Annotated in this window: 15 protein-coding genes; 11 read left to right on the top strand and 4 right to left on the bottom strand. The window is 69.2% G+C overall.

The features are described from left to right. Positions 1-141 precede the first annotated feature (141 nt). The 4 genes from ACTJJZ_RS04565 (at position 142) to ACTJJZ_RS04550 (ending at position 3,217) form a co-directional block, all read left to right on the top strand. Positions 142-405 (top strand): WXG100 family type VII secretion target, encoded by a 264-nt coding sequence (locus tag ACTJJZ_RS04565; RefSeq protein ID WP_440719991.1) that lies wholly within the window; start codon positions 142-144, stop codon positions 403-405. 63 nt (positions 406-468) lie between these two features. After that, positions 469-1,335, top strand: coding sequence for a hypothetical protein (locus ACTJJZ_RS04560; RefSeq protein WP_440719990.1), 867 nt, complete (start codon positions 469-471; stop codon positions 1,333-1,335). Continuing rightward, positions 1,332-1,916: a hypothetical protein gene (locus ACTJJZ_RS04555; protein ID WP_440719989.1), complete on the top strand. Its 585-nt coding sequence runs from the start codon at positions 1,332-1,334 to the stop codon at positions 1,914-1,916. The genes ACTJJZ_RS04560 and ACTJJZ_RS04555 overlap by 4 nt, the downstream gene beginning before the upstream one ends. Continuing rightward, positions 1,913-3,217 carry an alpha/beta hydrolase gene (locus ACTJJZ_RS04550; RefSeq protein ID WP_440719988.1) on the top strand — a complete coding sequence of 435 codons (1,305 nt, stop codon included), beginning with the start codon at positions 1,913-1,915 and terminating at the stop codon, positions 3,215-3,217. Before ACTJJZ_RS04555 ends, ACTJJZ_RS04550 begins: the two co-directional genes overlap by 4 nt. Positions 3,218-3,231: 14 nt before the next feature. On the opposite strand, the gene ACTJJZ_RS04545 is transcribed toward ACTJJZ_RS04550, so the two are convergent. Together ACTJJZ_RS04545 and ACTJJZ_RS04540 are read right to left on the bottom strand one after the other, a co-directional pair. Next, positions 3,232-3,573: a HepT-like ribonuclease domain-containing protein gene (locus ACTJJZ_RS04545; protein ID WP_440719987.1), complete on the bottom strand. Its 342-nt coding sequence runs from the start codon at positions 3,571-3,573 to the stop codon at positions 3,232-3,234. After that, the gene (locus ACTJJZ_RS04540; RefSeq protein WP_440719986.1) at positions 3,570-4,034 is read right to left on the bottom strand and encodes a helix-turn-helix domain-containing protein; all 465 of its coding nucleotides are present in this window, start codon (positions 4,032-4,034) and stop codon (positions 3,570-3,572) included. The genes ACTJJZ_RS04545 and ACTJJZ_RS04540 overlap by 4 nt, the downstream gene beginning before the upstream one ends. A gap of 123 nt (positions 4,035-4,157) precedes the next feature. On the opposite strand from ACTJJZ_RS04540, the gene ACTJJZ_RS04535 reads away from it, so the two are divergent. Continuing rightward, a complete protein-coding gene (locus tag ACTJJZ_RS04535; RefSeq protein ID WP_440719985.1) occupies positions 4,158-5,495 on the top strand; it encodes a DUF805 domain-containing protein in 1,338 nt (445 codons plus the stop codon). Further along, the gene (locus ACTJJZ_RS04530) at positions 5,495-7,294 is read left to right on the top strand and encodes an FHA domain-containing protein (RefSeq protein WP_440719984.1); all 1,800 of its coding nucleotides are present in this window, start codon (positions 5,495-5,497) and stop codon (positions 7,292-7,294) included. The genes ACTJJZ_RS04535 and ACTJJZ_RS04530 overlap by 1 nt, the downstream gene beginning before the upstream one ends. A 185-nt stretch (positions 7,295-7,479) precedes the next feature. On the opposite strand, the gene ACTJJZ_RS04525 is transcribed toward ACTJJZ_RS04530, so the two are convergent. Beyond that, positions 7,480-7,953, bottom strand: a complete 474-nt coding sequence (locus tag ACTJJZ_RS04525; protein ID WP_440719983.1) for a hypothetical protein — start codon at positions 7,951-7,953, stop codon at positions 7,480-7,482. On the opposite strand from ACTJJZ_RS04525, the gene ACTJJZ_RS04520 reads away from it, so the two are divergent. Then, positions 7,952-9,424 carry a hypothetical protein gene (locus tag ACTJJZ_RS04520; RefSeq protein ID WP_440719982.1) on the top strand — a complete coding sequence of 491 codons (1,473 nt, stop codon included), beginning with the start codon at positions 7,952-7,954 and terminating at the stop codon, positions 9,422-9,424. The genes ACTJJZ_RS04525 and ACTJJZ_RS04520 overlap by 2 nt on opposite strands. Positions 9,425-9,684: 260 nt before the next feature. Next, positions 9,685-10,452 carry a sensor domain-containing protein gene (locus tag ACTJJZ_RS04515; protein ID WP_440719981.1) on the top strand — a complete coding sequence of 256 codons (768 nt, stop codon included), beginning with the start codon at positions 9,685-9,687 and terminating at the stop codon, positions 10,450-10,452. A gap of 53 nt (positions 10,453-10,505) precedes the next feature. Here the strand turns inward: ACTJJZ_RS04515 and ACTJJZ_RS04510 are convergent, their stop codons facing one another. Further along, positions 10,506-13,241: a vWA domain-containing protein gene (locus ACTJJZ_RS04510; protein WP_440719980.1), complete on the bottom strand. Its 2,736-nt coding sequence runs from the start codon at positions 13,239-13,241 to the stop codon at positions 10,506-10,508. Between the two features lie 123 nt (positions 13,242-13,364). On the opposite strand from ACTJJZ_RS04510, the gene ACTJJZ_RS04505 reads away from it, so the two are divergent. From ACTJJZ_RS04505 to ACTJJZ_RS04495, 3 genes are all read left to right on the top strand, one after another. After that, the gene (locus tag ACTJJZ_RS04505; RefSeq protein ID WP_440719979.1) at positions 13,365-15,020 is read left to right on the top strand and encodes a hypothetical protein; all 1,656 of its coding nucleotides are present in this window, start codon (positions 13,365-13,367) and stop codon (positions 15,018-15,020) included. Then, positions 15,017-15,247, top strand: coding sequence for a hypothetical protein (locus ACTJJZ_RS04500; protein WP_440719978.1), 231 nt, complete (start codon positions 15,017-15,019; stop codon positions 15,245-15,247). The genes ACTJJZ_RS04505 and ACTJJZ_RS04500 overlap by 4 nt, the downstream gene beginning before the upstream one ends. A gap of 195 nt (positions 15,248-15,442) precedes the next feature. After that, entirely contained in the window at positions 15,443-17,668 is a 2,226-nt protein-coding gene (locus ACTJJZ_RS04495; RefSeq protein WP_440719977.1) for an ATP-dependent Clp protease ATP-binding subunit, read from the top strand. Positions 17,669-17,683: the final 15 nt, after the last annotated feature.

The raw sequence follows: 17,683 nt of genomic DNA, 5'->3' as shown, positions 1-17,683 counted from the left end.
GATGGGGGATGTTCTCCATCGACAGCCTCGCCGAGCCGCCCCTAGCTTGTGGGTATCGCAGGAGCGAGAGGACGTCGGATCGGGATCCTCCGGTCCGCAGACACCGCAGATCTCTGGATCCGCAGACGAAAGGAAATGATCATGGCCGTATGGGGTCTTGACGTACAGCAGGTCCGGCAGCTGAGCACCCAGCTCAGCCAGAAGGCGTCGGACATCGACGGGATCCTGAGCACCCTCACCGGCGCGCTCAGCAACACCCAGTGGGAGGGTCCCGATGCGACCAAGTTCCGCAACGACTGGTCGGGGCAGCACACCTCGGCGCTGAAGCAGGTCGCCCAGGCACTTCGCGAGGCGTCTCAGAACGCCCAGCAGAATGCCGCCCAGCAGGAGAGCGCCTCCCAGTAGTCCGCCGTCCCCGGCCCGTCGAGTCTGATCCCGGTAGGCCGGACCCGAGAGAAAGGAACGCCCATGGGCACGTACGGCGCCGACGTCGCGCAGCTGCGCTCGCTGGCCGCCCAGTTCGATCGCCAGGCGAGCCAGCTTGACGCGCATCGGATGACGGTGGGCAACGCGATCCGGATCTCCGCATGGATGGGCCCGGTCGCCGTGCGGTTCCGCGCGCAGTGGGACTCGGACTACAGTCGGCGTGTTCACGGAGCGGCCGGGCGCCTGCGGGCCGCAGCGATCGATCTCCGCCGGAACGCCGACGAGCAGGACAGGGCGAGTGCGGTGGGCGGAGGAGCGGCGGGCGGGCTCAGCGGATGGGTGGGCGCGACGCCGGAGCCGTCGGCACGGACAATGCCGGCGTTCGTGGAGCCTTCCTGGCAGCTTGACCCGCATTCGCTGATCGACGGAGTCGAGAACATTGTCAGCGGTGCCGGCGCTGTCGACGCGTTGAACGAGGTCTACAAATGGGGGGTGAAGGTACCTAAAATTCTTGGGCCGATCGGTGTGATGTTCGACACGGCCACCGCCGTGGATGCGCTGAACGACCGCGACAGCGTGGGTGCGTTCCTGAATGGGACCTCTGCGGTGTTCGGCGGCATCGGCGTCGTCGCCTCGAAGGTCAGCCCGCTCGCTTTCGGCGTCAGCGTTGCCAAGACCTTCGTGGACTGGACGATTCCGTACAACGAGCACTCGCAGGACGAAACGTACGCGAAAGGCGTGGAGAACGTGTTCGGCCGCGACGTCGACCCGTCGAACCTCACGGGGGAGCAGAGTCAGGTCATGACGAAGCGATACGACGGCGTGCTCGGCGTCATGAATATGATCAGCGATCGCATGGACGCGACCGCGGATCAGATCTTTCCCTGGAACTGGGGGAAGAAGAAATGACCATCTCGAGAGAGCTGACCGCGCCTGAAGTAGTCGCGGCGTGGGACGGACTCGTCGAGCAACAGGATGTCTCTCCCCTTGCAGAACAGAAGCTGGAGTTCGACCGGTTTCGACGCAGCTCGGAGTATCTGGACCTGGGGTGGCGGTTCCTCGCTGTCCGCGCCGCGGTCGTCGGGGACGATGATCTCTTCAACGACCTCGCCGCGATCTTCTCGACCATATCGTCCAGCCTGACCGCGACCACTCTCTATAGAGACGGAGCGGGCACGCGGAAGCAGATCCTCTTTACATCTGAGCTCGCTTGTGTGGCCGCCGATGTCAAGGAGACCGGCTTCGAATTCGTCCAGACTCCGAATCTGGATGCGGACAGCCGGGCGCGAGAGTTCTTCGCCGGGCTGGTCACTACCGATCGTGCATTCATCGAAACAGCCGGGATAGACGGCACCCGGGCGGGCTTGGCCTGGTCAGGGGGAAACATCCGGGTGCTCATCGATGGCGAATGGTGCGACGATGACAGCGCCGCCGCCGCGGCGACTGTCGCCGGGTTGTGCGGTGAAGTCGGAATCCGAGAGCCGGGATGAGCGGCATATACGGCGCGGACGTCGCGCAGCTGCGCGCGCTGGCGCACCAGCTCGACCAGCATGCGCAGGAGCTCGACGCGCATCGGATGACCGTGGGGAACGGGATCCGGATCTCGGCCTGGATCGGCCCGGTCGCGGTGCGGTTCCGGCACCAGTGGGACTCCGACTACAGCCGACGCGTGCACACCGCAGCGGCGACGCTGCGCGCTGCGGCCCGAGCGCTCCGCCGTGACGCCGATGAGCAGGACCGGGCGAGCGCGGCCGAGGGGGGAGCTACCGTCGGCCGCGCAACTTCACACGGCGCCGGGACGGCCAGTTCCCTGCAGGCCAAGTGGGAGGCCATGACGCCGGAGCAACGGCGGGCACTCCCGACGGCGCAGTTGCGGGATGTCTACGGCTATACGCCGACGCTGCCCGGCGCGGTCAGGGACGAGGCGAACCGGATCCTCCTCGAGCGCTATCTGAGTCAGCCCTGCCCGGCAGGTCCGCCGGACGCCGTGGCGGAGTATGCCCGCAAGGAGCAGGCGTACGTGCAGATCGAGCAGACTCTGAGGAATCATCCCGACGCGCAGTTGCTCGTGCTCGATCCCGACTCGGGTTCGAGCGTGCACGTCGCGCTCAGCCTCGGCGATGTCGACCATGCCGACCATGTCGCGGTCTACACACAGGGCTGGACCTCGCGCGCAGACAAGCCCGGCGGCCTGTCCGACCCGGTTGCGGAGATGAGCAATCTGCGGGCGGCAACGCATGGCGACTTGCAGGCTCGCGGTGCCGCCGGCTCCTCCACGGCATTCGTGACCTGGATGGACTACGACGCGCCTCAGGGCGAGTGGAACAAGGAGTGGATCCTGAATGCGACGCAGCGCCAATACGCGGAGGCGGGTTCCTCAAAGCTCGCGGCGTTCGCGGACGGGATCCGTGCGAACAACCCTGGCGCAGACATCATCGGGATCGCACATTCCTACGGGTCGACCGTGCTCGGACTTGCAGCCCAGCAGAGCTCGGCCTTCGACTCTCTGGTCGTGCTCGGATCTCCGGGGCTCGGCACTGACGACCTTTCGCAGCTTAACGTCGGTGGGAATGTGTTCGTCGGGGCGGCGCCGGGCGATCTGGTCGCGATCAGCGGACAGTTCGGAACCCGGCCTCAAGATCTGCCGGGCGTTCACCACCTTGATACCGGAACCATGCCGCGCGTCGACGCGCACACGAGCTATCTGGTCGATGGCAGTACGGGCCAGCGGAGCGTCGCTGACGTGATCGCGAGCACTCAGCACGGCGGTTCTGGTGGTGAGGGATGGTGAGTGCTGCGGTGCGTTCAGTCGATCCCGAGAACTGCCAGGATCTGAGGGAAGCGCGAGGCGAGCACTTCCCAGAGGACCTCGTCGTCGGTGCCCTGGTAGTCATGCGCGATCACGTTCCGCAGACCTCGCACACCACGCCAGTTGATCTCGGGGTGGGCGTCGCGGAATGTCTCGGGGAGACGGTCGGCGGCGGTCGAGAGATCGACGGCGAGGGATCGGGCGATCCGGCGCTGATCGTCGTCGTCGGGGTCGAAGAAGGGCTCCCGGCCTCGGGCGACGACGCGAGCGGCGGACACGCCGAAGCGGGCGATGTCGTCCAGGATCGCAAGGATCCGCTCGGGGTCTTCCCGTCTCACAGCGGCACGGCTTCCTCCGCGATCTGGCTCACGGCCGGCGCCGTGCTCCGATCGGAGACCACGTCGACCCTGACGCCGAGGATCTCACCGACTTCGGCGGCGAACGCCGCGAACTCGATGAGCGAGGCTCCGTGCAGTGGGCGCACGAGCAGATCGAGATCGGAGTCCTCATCGGCGTCGCCGCGGGCAACGGATCCGAACACCCGCACGTTCTCGACCATGCCGCGTTCGGCGGCGGCGAGGATGGCGTCGCGCTCGTGCCGCACACGTGCCAGAGTCGGAACGCGCAGCGCTCGCCGCAATCGTTCCTCCGTGATCACACTCGGCATGCGGCGTCCGCTCTCGTATGCGGCGATGTTCGGCTGCGAGATGCCCGTCCGCGCCGCGAGCGCGCGCTGCGACAGGCCGGAGGCGTTCCGCAGTCGACGCAGCTCGTCGGCGGGAACCATCGTCTTTTCCATGTCTGTGATGATATCGCTGCGCTATCGCCCGGAGGGCGATGTCGGGATGTCCGGCGGGCGCCGAGCACGAACCGTCTCCACCACAGCACCCAGACCGCGCCTCAGCGACCAAGGAAGCTCCGAATGACAACGCAACGCTTCGCCTCCGAGCCGCCGCTCGATCAGCCGTACTACGGGATACCGTTCCTGAAGGCCGGCCAGCGCATGGTGCAGAAGGCCTTCGTGTACACCGGGCGGGCGAGTCCGTCGGAGTACTGGTTCGGAGTGCTCTGGTTCGTCGCCGGCTATTTCGCAGGATTGATCCTGCTGGGGCTGATGAGTGTCCTGCTGACGCAGGTCGCCGATTCCTCGACATACGGGATCATCAGCCTGATCATCGGATTCCTGTACCTCGTGTTCTGGGTCGCGGTCCTCGCGTTCAGCCTCGCGACCATCGCGCTCTCCGTGCGCCGCCTGCACGACGCCGGGGATCCGGGCACCTATTACCTCTTCTCGTTGATCCCGTTCGCGGGCGGGATCGTCCTGCTGGTGTTCCTGCTGAAGGCTCCGAGCCCGCTCGGCCTGAGGTTCGATCTGCCGCCGGGTATCACCCGCGGCTACCTGTTCGTGCCTGCGGGTACCAACTCGTCCCCGGGCGCGGCGCCGGGATCTGGCTTCACGGCGCCGACGGCACTCGGGTATCCGGCACCCGATGCCGGTTTCGTGACGACGGCCGCCCCCGGCTACGCGGCCCCTGTCTCCGGTTTCGCTGCTCCGACGATTCCCGGCTACGCCGCTCCGTCCGCGCCGGGAAAGCCTGCATCGGCCCCGGGCTTCGCACCCGGCGCGGTGCCTGCGGTTCCTGCCATGCCCGCCGCCCCTGTCGTCGTGCCCCCGGTGCCAGCCGCACCTGCCCTCTCCGTTCCGCCCGTCCCCGCGGCCCCGGTTCCGCCCGTGCCCGCAGCCCCGGTTCCGCCCGTCCCCGCCGTGGGACCGATCCAGTCCATCCCGGGGGCTGTTCTGAGCGTGCCGCCTGTGCCCTCGGTCGCTCCGGCTGCTGTCGTGGTCCCGGCGAACGTCGCCGCGACCCTCCCGTCCGCGGCGGACGATGACCTCGACTCGACACGTCTCACCGCGCGCCCGACGGGATCCTGGCGGGTCCTGCTTGCCGACGGACGGCAGATCGCGCTCGGATCCTCGGCGCGGCTCGGGCGCGATCCCGCGGCTGATCCGGCCGACCCCTCCGCGTTGCTGATCCCGGTGGACGACCCGGCCAAATCCATCTCGAAGACGCATGTCGCTCTGTCGGTCGCGTCCGACGGGATCCTGATCACCGACGTGCACTCGACGAACGGCTCGGTGGTGCGCACTGCGGACGGCGCTCAGACGGTCCTGACGCCTGACGCGCCGTACCGGGTCTCCGCCGATGCGGAGCTGCGCATCGGCGATTACGTGATGCACCTGCAGCGCAAGGGGGACTGATGGCCAAGCAGCACAAGCTCGCGAACGCGCGGATCGAGATCGATACCGCTCTCTCGATCGGCCGGGTCATCGAGGTGGCGGTGCACGCTGTCGGCACGCAGCGGAGCCTCCGTGTCATCGGGGAGAGCGAGAACGGCATCCGCGTCGCTCTGAACGGCCTGCTCGGCGGTGCGCTCATGCATTTCACAGTGACCGCCGACATCGTCGACGGTCGCACCCACGCCGTCAGCGAGATCGAGCAGTACCGCACCTCGCAGACCACCGTGTACTTCATTCCCGTCGGCCCGAAGTCGATGGAGGGGATCGGGATCTACCGGCGATTCATGGCGACCTTCGGACAGGCGATGCAGGCCGCGGATCCGTCGGCGAAGATCCGGATGATCGAGCGCGAAGACAGGGCTCCGGCCGTCTCGGCGGTCGCGGGCGAGTCGTCGAGTTCGTCAGCAACCGCCGTGCCTGCTGTGCCTGCTGTGGTCGAGGTGCCCGCGGCACCCGCCTCCGCTGCGGTGCCCGCGCTGCCTGCCGCGCCGGCCGTCCCTGAACCGGTGGCGCCGATGCCCCCGGCCGAGAGCGCCGCCGCGTCGCTGAACACCGCAGTGGCGTACCCGGATCCAGCGCCCCCGGCAGATCTTGCGCCGTCGGATGCCCCGCCCGCCGCCCCGAAGGCGTACCCGAGTCAGTCGGCGGGAGCGACCACTCCGGGAGGCGTCAGTGAATCGACGGCCCGGACGGTGCAGATCGTCGGCGGAGTCGTCGTCGCCGGAGGCCTGATCTTCTGGTACACGACGCCCAGCAACGTCACGGTCGGCCCGATCATGGTCATCGTGCTGGGGGCTGTCATCGCGGGCGTCGGGTTCCTTCTCGGGCGCAGGGCGAACTCGGCAGCCGCCGACGAGCTGGCCGCCAAGCTCCGCCGGGAGCGTGCGCTGAACGCCGCGGATGTACCCGCGACGGCCGCTCCGCACGGCGTCGAGGTGCCGGCCGCCCCGACGTCGCCGTCGGCGGTTCCTCCCGTCCCCGCTGCGCCTGCCGGGTTCGCACCTTCGACGTCCGCGGACACGGTGCCTCCGATGCCCGCTCCCACGGGAGCACCTGCCGCCTTCCCGGTGAGCTCGATCCCGCCCGTCCCGCTGCCGCCGGTTTCAGCGGGTCCGACCCCAGAGGGCCCGGTGTTGCGGGTGCCGGCGGAGGCGGGTCCGGTGGTTCCACTGCCTCCGATGTCGCAGCCGGCCGTTCCCGTCGTGCTCCCGCCGATCGGGTCAGCGCCGCCGACCCCTGTGCCGCCATCGTCCGAGGTTCCGGAGGGGACGCCGATCGCCTCCGTCCCCGGGTTCGTCCCGTCCGCGCCGACCGCGGATGCTGTGCCGGTCCCCGAACCTGCAACGACAGATGCAGATGCAGATGCGGACGACGACCTCGACGTCACCAGGGTCGCTCCTGCCGGCGGGCGCAGCGGCTGGCAGGTCGTTCTCAACGACGGGCGCACATTGACCGTCGATTCCGCTCTGCGCTTCGGCCGCGACCCCCTTGTGGACGCGACGGATCCGACCGTCGTGCTGGTTTCCCTCCAGGATCCGGCCAAGTCGATCTCCAAGACGCACGCGCAGGTGCAGTTCCGCGATGGCGAGCTGTTCGTGATCGATCTCCGCTCCACCAACGGCACGGTTGTCATCGCCGACGGCTCGCGGATCCAGGTCTCCCCCGAGCGACCGCAGGTCGTGAGCGGCGATGCCGAGCTTCATCTGGGCGACTGCGTCGTCCGGATACGGAGGTCCGCAGCGGGCGAGAGCTCGCGATGACGAACGTTCCCTGCAATGGGCCCGCGACGACGCAGGAAACGGCGACTGAGGAGGTCGGAGATGCCGATGGAGCGTGAGGCGGCCTGGGCCGCCCTGCATGACCCGGCGACGGGCGGGGGCGTACTCGCGGAAATCGCCCAGCAGCACCCCGAGTTCGCGGACGCGATCCGTCGTCACCCGAACTGTTACGACGAGTTGCGGAACTGGGTCGACGTGTACGCGGCCTCTACCGCGCAGCCCGCGTCGTCGCCCATGACGGCTGATGTCCTCTCCGCTGCGCAGGCGGTGTCGGCGCCGACGCCGGCTGCCGTGGCATCCACCGCTCCGGCGGACTCGGGCGCTCTTGCCGGGCACGGCTCGCCATCGGTGAGGCGGCCGATCCCGGGCACCCGGAGGAACATCGTGATCGCGGCCGCGATCGCCGGGGTGCTGATCCTCGGCGGCGGAGCATGGGCGATCGCGGCGGCTTCGGGCGGAACGACGGGGCAGGCCACAGGATCTGCTCCGGGCGCTTCCGTCCCGAAGACGACGCCGACGCCGACGGACGCTCCGATCGTGTGCCCTACGATGGCGCCGGACCCAGGCGCGGGGAGCAGTTCCGCGGCGACGACCTCGCCGGCGGTGGTCGCGATCTCGTCCACCACGTCTCGCGCAGACATGATCCAGATCCTGGGTTCGCTGTCGCCGCAGGGCGCGGGACTCGCGACGAAGGCCGGTGCGCTGCCAGCCGGAATCACGGGGGGCCTCGATGCCCTGCGCGCGACCGTGTTCACCGCGCCCGACGCCGCAAAGGCACTGCGCACCCTCGACCGTGGGCTCGTTGCGCAGTGCGGCGGGCGCCTCATCGCGGATCCGGAGGCGCTGATCGCGCAGGTCCCGACGAAGACCGGCGACCGGATCACGCACGCAGACGACACGTTCGACGCGTGCGGCACGGCGTCGCCGCGGGAGCTCGGCTGGACCGGGGCCGTCCGCGTGGTGTCCTGCGGCGACGCCCTGATCTCCTTCGACTACGGGAAGGGCGCCGTGTCGACCACCCCGATCTCAACGAGCGGCGACGCGGACGGTGAGACCCCGCCGTACCCGTATCTCACGGGCGACCACATCGTGTGGACCCAGACCACGGAGAAGAAGCAGGCGGGCCTCACCCAGCCGCTGTTCACCGGCACGCTCTTCTCGGTCGACGCGACGCTGTCGCACGTGCAGACGACGGTGGTGTTCGCGGACCAGCCGGCCGCGGCGACGCCGGAGTTCATGGCGATGGCCGCCGGGGGCGGGTTCGCCGTCGTAGGCGGAAGGGCTTCCGGCTCGCAGTTCTACACAAACAGTGCAACCGCGCCCAGCGTGCTCTACGACCTTCGCGGTGACAAGCCCAAGAAGGCGGACACCGTGCTGCCCCCGTATGTCGACGGACTCGGTCGCACGCCCGATTTCGATTCGGCTCTCGCCCCGCTCTGGCAGACGACCGAGGGCAAGCCGGTCTATCTCGACCTGCTCAGCGGATCGCTCACGGCAGGGTATCCCGGTGATTTCAGGTATGACGACGGCGGGTGCCAGGCGGTGTCAGCCGGAGAGGATCCCGCTCATTCGGGCGACTTCAGCCTCAGTGACACGTCGACCGCGTACTACATCGTCGCCGTGCGGGGGGCGTCCGGACTGACGACGGGCAATCTGTCCGTCCAGGAGTCCCGCTCGATGGATGTGCAAGGGTTCGGCTCCTCCGGGATCCTCTACAGCGACGACGGCGGCCTCACCCTGATCGGCTACGACGGCGGGAAGAAGTGGAACATCCCGGGCACCGTCGCCAAGATGAACGCACGACTGCTCGGCCGGCTCCTGATGACGAACGCGTCGGGCCAGGCGGTGGTCGTGAGCGAAGCGACCGGCAAGGAGATCACGGATCCGAAGGATGAGGTCGCGGGCCTGATGACCTCGATCGTCGCCGAGACGCAGAGCACCGACGGGGATCGCTTCTCCGTGATCCAGGACGGCGATCACGTGATCTTCACGGGACGCAGCGACAAGGACGGTCAGGTGGCGCTGCTGCTCGACCGCAGCTCCGCGTGCCAGAACGTGACGGTACCGGGGGCGACCGCGTCGTTCGACCAGCAGTATCCGGTGACGCCGTGAGGCTCGAGTTCGATGGACGCGATGGGTCCCGATATGCAGCCGACCGAGGACTGTCCGTTCGGCCGATGGAAATGTGATGTGTCCCCGAGCGTGCGGACCGCGGTGCCCCGAGCTGGTGCACCGTGCTGTGGAACGCACCGTGAGCGACGCATCCGCGATGGAGGATTTTCCCCATCGCGCGACTCGTGCGGGTGCGATGGGATCAAAGCGGAACCGCGCGGAACCGTTCGGCGGCATCATGAGCTTCGGGAGGCGGACGCATGGCCTTGACGCGCAAGGCATGGATCTGGACGTTGTCGGTGGTGATCACCGCGGGCGCGGTTGCGACCGCGGGCGCCGCCTGGGCGATCACGGCTTCGCACAACGCCGCCGCGCCCGGTGGGCAGACCGGCTCGGGAGCGGCCGAGAGCACCCCGAGGACGGTCCCGGCGCTCTACACGGGCGACGAGCTCACCTGGCTGATGCTGCCCGACGACACGCTCTCGACCTTGCTCGGGGCGAGCGACATCCAGCCCGTGAAGGCGGAGTACCACACGGTCGGCGAGAGCGAGGGCGTCCACGCGGAACCGGAGCAGTGCACTGACGTCGCATACCGCGATGACGACGGCATGATCGGGATACGCGCGACCTCCTGGTCGCAGGGCGGGCTCGGCGGGAGCATGACGGTGCGGCAGTTCGCCAGCGCCGAGCAGGCGTCGGCAAACTTCGACAAGGTGCCCGCCGCGCTCCCATCGTGCTCCGCATTCGAGATCAAGCAGATCGACAGGCTGCAATCATCCGAGACGATCTCCGAGCCGGTCAGCAAGGAGAGCGCCGAGGCGAAGGTCGTGGTCTTCGACGACACTACTGCGCCGCACGACCAGTACAACCACGATCACCTGCAGGCCGTGCTGCTGCACGGCAACCTCGTGCTGAACCTGTACGTCGGCCACGATGGCCCGCTCCCTCTCGACCAGGGCAAGCTGGTTGAGGCCCTGCTCGACCAGGCCCGCACGGCGCAGGAGAAACTCACCCAGGAACTCGGCTGACGCCGTGCAGCGCCCTGCATTCTGCCCCCGAACTCGCGCGGCGGATCCGTCGGCTACTTCGGCGATCTCGTCCATCGGTCACCAGACAGGGCGTAGCGGAACCAGCCCGAGATCGCGGCGGCGTCTGAGGGATCGACGTCTCCATAGACCGGCACCTCGTAGGTCACGATCGTCCCGCTGTCGAGTTCCACCGGGTGCTTCCCCTCCGCGATCGCGAGCGGTTCGCTGCCCTTGGACGTTCGCCCTTCTCCCCCGAAGATCGGCTCACCGATCCGTTGCGGAGTCCCGGTGCTGAGGTCCAGGACGACGACGGCGTATGCCACGGCCCCGGCCCCGGCGCAGCACAGTTCCTTCGGTGTGCCGGTGCAATCGATCACCATGACCGCGTCATCGATTCCGTCGCCGTTGAAATCGTTCACGCCGACCAGTCGGCTGTCGAGGACCCCGGCCCCCTTGCCATCGGCGTCGAAGCTCTCGCCGGCTCCGCCGGACAGCTGGATCGAGGCAGGTTGATCCCAGCCGGCAGCGTTGGGGAGACCGCAGGAGCCCGCAGGGATCAGCAGCTGCGCGGCGGAGTCCGCCGTGATCTCGACCTTCTTCTGCTTCGCAGGCGACGAGGGGGTCGGCTTCGCGGCGGGTGCTGCCTTCTTCGCCGGCGTGTTCCACGGGTAGTCCAGCGTGGTCGAGTCGGTCAGTGTGAATCCCGAGATCACGCCGCCGGACGACCCAGAGCTGCTCGAGCCGCGCCCCGCCCCGCGGAACGTCAGGGTGGCGCCTTCACGGGTCGCGATGACGTAGTCGTGGATGCCACCGGCTCTGTTGTCGTAGGTTGTGCCCTGCGGCATGATGTTGACCGCCGTCGCCCCGGTATCGCCGAGCCGGATGCCGCGCAGCTGAGGCATCCGACTCCCGAGCGCGGCGAGCTGCTCGGCTGTCAGCGGGGACCAGCTGCTGTCGCTTCCGACCTGGATCGACGCGATCTTCCCCCGATAGATCAGCACGCTCAGATCCTTGACGTCCGGCAGCGGGTTCACCGTGGCGGGCTTGTCGTTCCCGGGATCGGATCCCGTGACGGATCCGGGAAGCGCGGCGAGCATCTCCTTGGTCGTCATACCGAGGCGCAGCGGGCCGACGCCCGCGAAGGTGATCTCCCAGTCTGCGAGGGAGGCGGATGCGGCGATGCCCGTGCAACGGCACAATACGATGCGCTTGATCGTGCCGTCGCCGTAGACCGCGTAGCCGTAAGGGCTGCCGGCCGAGACGGCGTAGACCTGGTAGTTGCCGAGGTCGTCCTTGCCGTGAGCGACGGGCTCGCCGTAGACCTCCGCCGCGTGCGAGGTCTTGTCGCCGACCGCCAGACCGTCGAGCGTGGGTGCCTCGCCGGAGGGGCGGATCGCGGAGGCGAGCCCGCCCCGGAACTCGATCGTGCCCCACCCGCAGTCGACGTAGACGATCTCCATGCCGTCCACGGTCTGCCGCTTGGTGACCTTGAAATCGGTGGAGCGGGCGCGCACCTCGTCCAGGGTCATGCCCAGGCGCACGTCGTGGAAGCCGTCGGCCGAGATCGTCTTCGCGGTGTCGGTGCCGTTGGTCGCGGCGGTGATGCGCGAGCCCAGCTGCGTGACGTTGCTCGCGGGAAGATAGCTACCGCCGCCGACCCGGCCGATGCACTCCAGCTGCTGCTGCGCCTGCTCGTCCTTGTCGACGCCGAACCCGACGGCGTGGATCGCGAGGGCGTCGTTCGCGCCGTGCAGCTCGGACGCGACCTCGCAGGCCGGCGGCGGCGAGCACGTGTCGACGCCGTCGGAGACCAGCACGATCGTGCCGGCGCCATGCTCCGGCAGCATCTTGGCAGCCGTGCGCAGCGCCGGGCCGATCGGAGTGTATCCGGAGGCCTTGACGCCCCTGATGCTGTTACCGAGCGCGGTGCGGTCGATCGGACCCAGCGCTGCCACCGTCTTCACGTCGGTGCATCCGGCGGCCCGCTCGGCGTCGGAGTTGCCGGTGCCAGTGCCGAACACCAACAGGGCCACCTGAGCGTTGTCGGGCAGCTCGCCGACGGCCTTGAGCATGGCATCGCGGGCATCGTCCATCCGGGTGCGACCTTTGGTCGTCTCGCGGACCATGGATCCGGAGGCGTCCAGGATCAGCACGACCGGCGCAGGGCCGTCGCCCTTCGAGACCACCGGGGCCTTGCCGGTGTCCTCGGTGGGAGCGGCCGATCCGCTCCCCGTCGGGCCCGTCGCGGCGGGGCCCGACCCGGATCCGGTCGCCGCCGATCCGCTATTCGAGGGGGCTGACCCGGAGTGCGGGCCCGATGCCGAGGCAGGATCCGCAGCGCGGTCGGCCGAGTCGGCTGCGGACTGCGCCGCGGACTTCACCTGGTTCGCCTGCGTCACGGCGACGACGGTGGTGATGCCCGCGGTGACCAGCAGGAGCGCAGCGACGCCCGCGAGCACGGGGAGGAGCAGGCGGCGGCCCGGGCCGGCATTCGCGGCAGTAGGGTGCGAGGGGACCGTTCCCGCCGAGGCGGCGGGTGCCGGCTGAGCGGCGCCGATCGCGGATCCGGCGGCACGGGGAGCGGCGGCGCGCAACGACTCCTGCACGCGGTGCAGGGTGAGGGCCTCGGCGTACTGTTCGATCCAGGCGACAAGCTCGGGATAGGCGTTCGGGTGTGCGGCGGCCTCCGGCCCGAGCTGCGGGAACGCCTGCGTGATATGCGCGAGCGTGGTCGGATCGGTACGCGGATCGGCGAGCGCCCGGCGTGCGGCATCGAGGTCGTCGGTCATGGAACCCTCCTCAGCCCAGCTTATGGATCCGCTGAATCCCCGCGATGGGGGATATTGCCCATCGCGCGCATCGGCCGGGTGCGATGAGATTCGGGCACGGACGGCACGATGCGGAGGACGGACATGACCACGATCGACGACGCAGCCCGCGAGGCGGCGGATCCGGCGACTCCGCCGGCGCGGCTCGCGGAGCTGCTGACGGCCAGACCGGATCTGGGCGCGATGATCGCGCGGCATCCGCAGGCGTACCCGGAGATGCTGGCGTGGATAGGCCGGCACGGCGACACGGCCGCCCAGGCGGCCGTGCTCGAGCGGCTGGCTCCTCCGACGCAGAGCGCCACGGCGGCGGCGTTCGTTCCCGCGGCGCCCGTGGTTCCACCGCCGGCGGCGCCCGTGGGTGCGACGCCCGCGCTCCCGGGCGCGCCGATCGTGCCCGCTGTCGTGCTTGCGGCCTCCGCGCCGGCGCGCCGTAAGCTCAAGCGCCCGGCGATCGTCGGCATCGTCGCAGGCGTTGCGGCGCTCGCCCTCGCGGGCGGCGCGTTCGCGGTGGTCAAGACGCTGACCGGCGGCGCCCCGTCGCCGGAAGCCGCCGCGCAGCGTCTTGTCGACGGCGTGCTCGGCGGCAACCTGCTTTCGCTCGCCACCGCCTTCGCTCCGAGCGAGGCGGCCTACGTGACGCCGTTGATCGACGCGGCATCCAAGATCCCCGTGGATGGCAAGGACAACGGAGCGGCCGATGCCGTCGCGCGCCTGCATGACGCCCTGAAGATCACGACGAAGGACGTCGAGTTCACGAGTGAGAAGATCGCCGAGGGTGTGGCGATCGTGGAACTGGCATCCGGATCCGTGCACATCGACGGCGACGCTCAGAAGGTGGCCGATGCATCGGTCGACCTCACCTATGCGTCGAATCCCTACCTCGCATACGGACGCACCAGCGCGGACCTCGAGCAGGCCAAGGCCGACGCGAAACGGTCGATGGCGGAGTCGCTGAAGTTCCCGATCGACTGGAAGGCGAAGGATCAGATCGCGCAGGCGACGCAAGCCGGGCGGGACAACCCGTTCCGCATCGTCACCGTCGACGAAGGCGGGTGGTATGTGAGCCCGCTCATGAGCACGGCCGAGCTCGGATTCATCGCCGGACGCCCAGGTCCGCAGAGCGCCCTGCAGCGGGGCAGCACGATCGTTCCCGCGGTCCACTTCGACACCCCGGAGGCGGCGCTCGACGGCACCGCACAGGCCGTGGCGCAAGCATACGAGACGGGCAGATGGCAGCCGCTGGCGGCGACGCTTCCGCTCCCGGAGCGGCGTGTGCTGTCGATCTACGGGCCTGCGCTGCCCGCGACGATGGAGCAGCAGGCGCTGCAGCAGCAGGGCACGGCGAAGATCACGGTGCAGGCGCACCACGAGAGCGAGAACGGCGACACCGTCGTCATCCCCGACAAGCTCTCCGTGGCTGTGACCGGATCGGGCCGGCCGTTGTTCGACGCGACCATGACCGACGAGTGCATGGCGAGCCGCGTCACCGGGTACACCTCGGGTTACGACTCCAGCAATGGCTCCAACGGATCCTCCTCGTTCTGCCCGAAGAGCATCCCCGCGCTGAGCAAGCTCGGACTGACGCGGTTCCAGCTGGTGGCCGTGCAGGAGAACGGCGGCTGGCTGATCGACCCGCTCGCCAGCGTGACGCACGAGGGCGTCATCGCGCTCCGCGGTTACGCCCATTACGCGAAGGACGGCAAGCTCGACGAGCTGTTCGGCACGAGCGGCGGTGAATGAGGTGGCAGAGGGGGACAGGATCCCTTCCTGCGCTCTCCGTCGCCGCGCAGCCGAGCAGACCGGCTTCGCTCACGGCGGACCGCTTCGAAAGCGAAGCCGCGACGATCGTGACCCCGGCGAACACCCGGGTCGGATGCACGCCGCCGCCGAAGCGGGTCTCGTTCGCGTTCTCCGGCAGCATCTCATGGCGGGGCGGTGAGCCGGAGGTCTCGTTCGACGCGCAGTGAGGAGGGCCGGCGAAGACGGTTGCGATGGACACTGGGGATGCGGGCGCCGGGGTGGACGGATCACCCGGCGCCCTTTTTCGTGTGCTTGTCTCCCGGGAGTGGATCCGCTAAACTTGAGTCTAATCAACTCAACTTTGGGACGCGGACCGGATCCGATCGTCCCGCGACGGACGCAAGGAGACCCCAGGAGGACGAATGGCCACCCCCCAGACGGCACAGCAGGACGAGCAGCAGAGCGCGCTCGAGCAGTTCGGCATCAACCTCACCGACCGCGCCCGGCAGGGCAAGCTCGACCCGGTGATCGGACGGGACAGCGAGATCCGCCGCGTGAGCCAGGTGCTCACCCGGCGCACCAAGAACAACCCGGTGCTGATCGGCGAGCCCGGCGTCGGCAAGACCGCCGTCGTGGAGGGCCTCGCACAGCGCATCGTCGCGGGAGACGTGGCCGAGTCGCTCAAGGACAAGGAGCTGGTCGCCCTCGACATCTCCGCCCTCGTCGCGGGTGCGATGTACCGCGGCCAGTTCGAGGAGCGCCTGAAGAGCGTCCTGAAGGAGATCACCGAGTCGGACGGGCGGGTCATCACCTTCATCGACGAGCTGCACGTGCTCATGGGCGCGGGCGGGGGAGAGGGATCCGTCGCCGCCTCCAACATGCTCAAGCCGATGCTCGCCCGTGGCGAGCTGCGGCTCATCGGCGCGACCACGCTCAACGAGTACCGCGAGTTCATCGAGAAGGACGCGGCGCTCGAGCGCCGGTTCCAGCAGGTCTACGTGGGCGAGCCCTCGGTCGAGGACACCATCGCGATCCTGCGCGGCCTCAAGGGGCGCTACGAGGCGCACCACGGGGTGACCATCAGCGACTCCGCGCTCGTCGCCGCCGCATCGCTCTCGAACCGCTACCTGCCCAGCCGTCAGCTGCCGGACAAGGCCATCGACCTCATCGACGAGGCCATGAGCCGGCTCAAGATGGAGATCGACTCGAGCCCCGTCGAGATCGACCAGCTCAAGCGCTCGGTCGATCGGATGCGGCTCGAGGAGCTCGCGCTGAAGAAGGAGAAGGACGCCGCCTCGAAGGAGCGCCTCGCGAAGCTGCGCGAGCAGATGGGCGAGGCGGAAGCCGAGCTGGCGGGCCTCGAGGCGCGCTGGGAGCGCGAGCGCAGCGGCCTGAACCGGGTCGGCGAGCTGAAGAAGCGCCTCGACGAGGCCATCACGGAGCGCGACCGGGCCCTCCGCGACGCCGACTACACGAAGGCGTCGAGGCTCGAGTACGAGACGATCAAGCAGCTGCAGGCGCAGCTCGCCGACGCGGAGCGGCAGGCGGAGGAGCAGGGCGACGAACCCCGCATGGTGAACGAGCAGGTCACCGACGAGGACATCGCCGGCGTCATCGCGGCGTGGACCGGCATCCCGGTCGGCCGCCTGCTGCAGGGCGAGACCGAGAAGCTGCTGCACCTCGAGCGCGAGCTCGGCAAGCGACTGATCGGCCAGAGGGAGGCGGTCGCCGCGGTCTCCGACGCCGTGCGCCGCTCCCGCGCCGGGATCAGCGACCCCGGCCGTCCGACCGGATCGTTCCTGTTCGTCGGCCCGACCGGCGTCGGCAAGACCGAGCTCGCCAAGGCGCTCGCCGAGTTCCTCTTCGACGACGAGCACGCCATGGTGCGCATCGACATGTCGGAGTACGGCGAGAAGCACTCGGTCTCCCGGCTCGTCGGCGCCCCTCCGGGCTACATCGGCTACGAGCAGGGCGGCCAGCTCACCGAGGCCGTGCGCCGGCGTCCGTACAGCGTGGTGCTGCTGGACGAGGTCGAGAAGGCGCATCCCGAGGTGTTCGACGTGCTGCTGCAGGTCATGGACGACGGCCGGCTCACCGACGGCCAGGGCCGCACGGTGGACTTCTCGAACGTGATCCTTATCCTGACCAGCAACATCGGCTCGCCGATCCTGATCGACCCCACCCTCTCGGCGGACGACAAGCGCGACGCCGTCATGGCATTGGTGCGGCAGGCGTTCAAGCCGGAGTTCGTGAACCGTCTCGACGACATCGTGATGTTCCAGGCGCTCACCGAGGACGACCTCGCGCAGATCGTCGAGCTCGCGATCGACCAGCTGCAGCGCCGCCTCGCCGAGCGCCGGCTGACCCTCGCGGTCACCCCGGACGCGCGGTCCTGGCTCGCCGAGCGCGGCTACGACCCGGTGTTCGGCGCGCGGCCGCTGCGCCGCCTCATCCAGACCGAGGTGCAGAACAGGCTCGCGACCGCCCTGCTGAGCGGCCGGGTGCGCGACGGCGACGTGGTGCGGGCGGACGTGTCCGCGGACGGATCCGGTCTCGTGCTGACCAGCGACGGGCCGGCGTCGGCGGGGCGCGAATCGGCCGACGACGCCGCCGATGACGTGATCGAGGCGGAGCTGCTCGACGACTGATCGCGCGGGTCGCTC

This window comes from Microbacterium sp. 22242 (genome assembly GCF_052045495.1).
Taxonomy (GTDB): domain Bacteria; phylum Actinomycetota; class Actinomycetes; order Actinomycetales; family Microbacteriaceae; genus Microbacterium.
The sequence above is the reverse complement of the archived record's forward strand: the minus strand, read 5'-3'. Positions and strand labels throughout refer to the sequence as shown.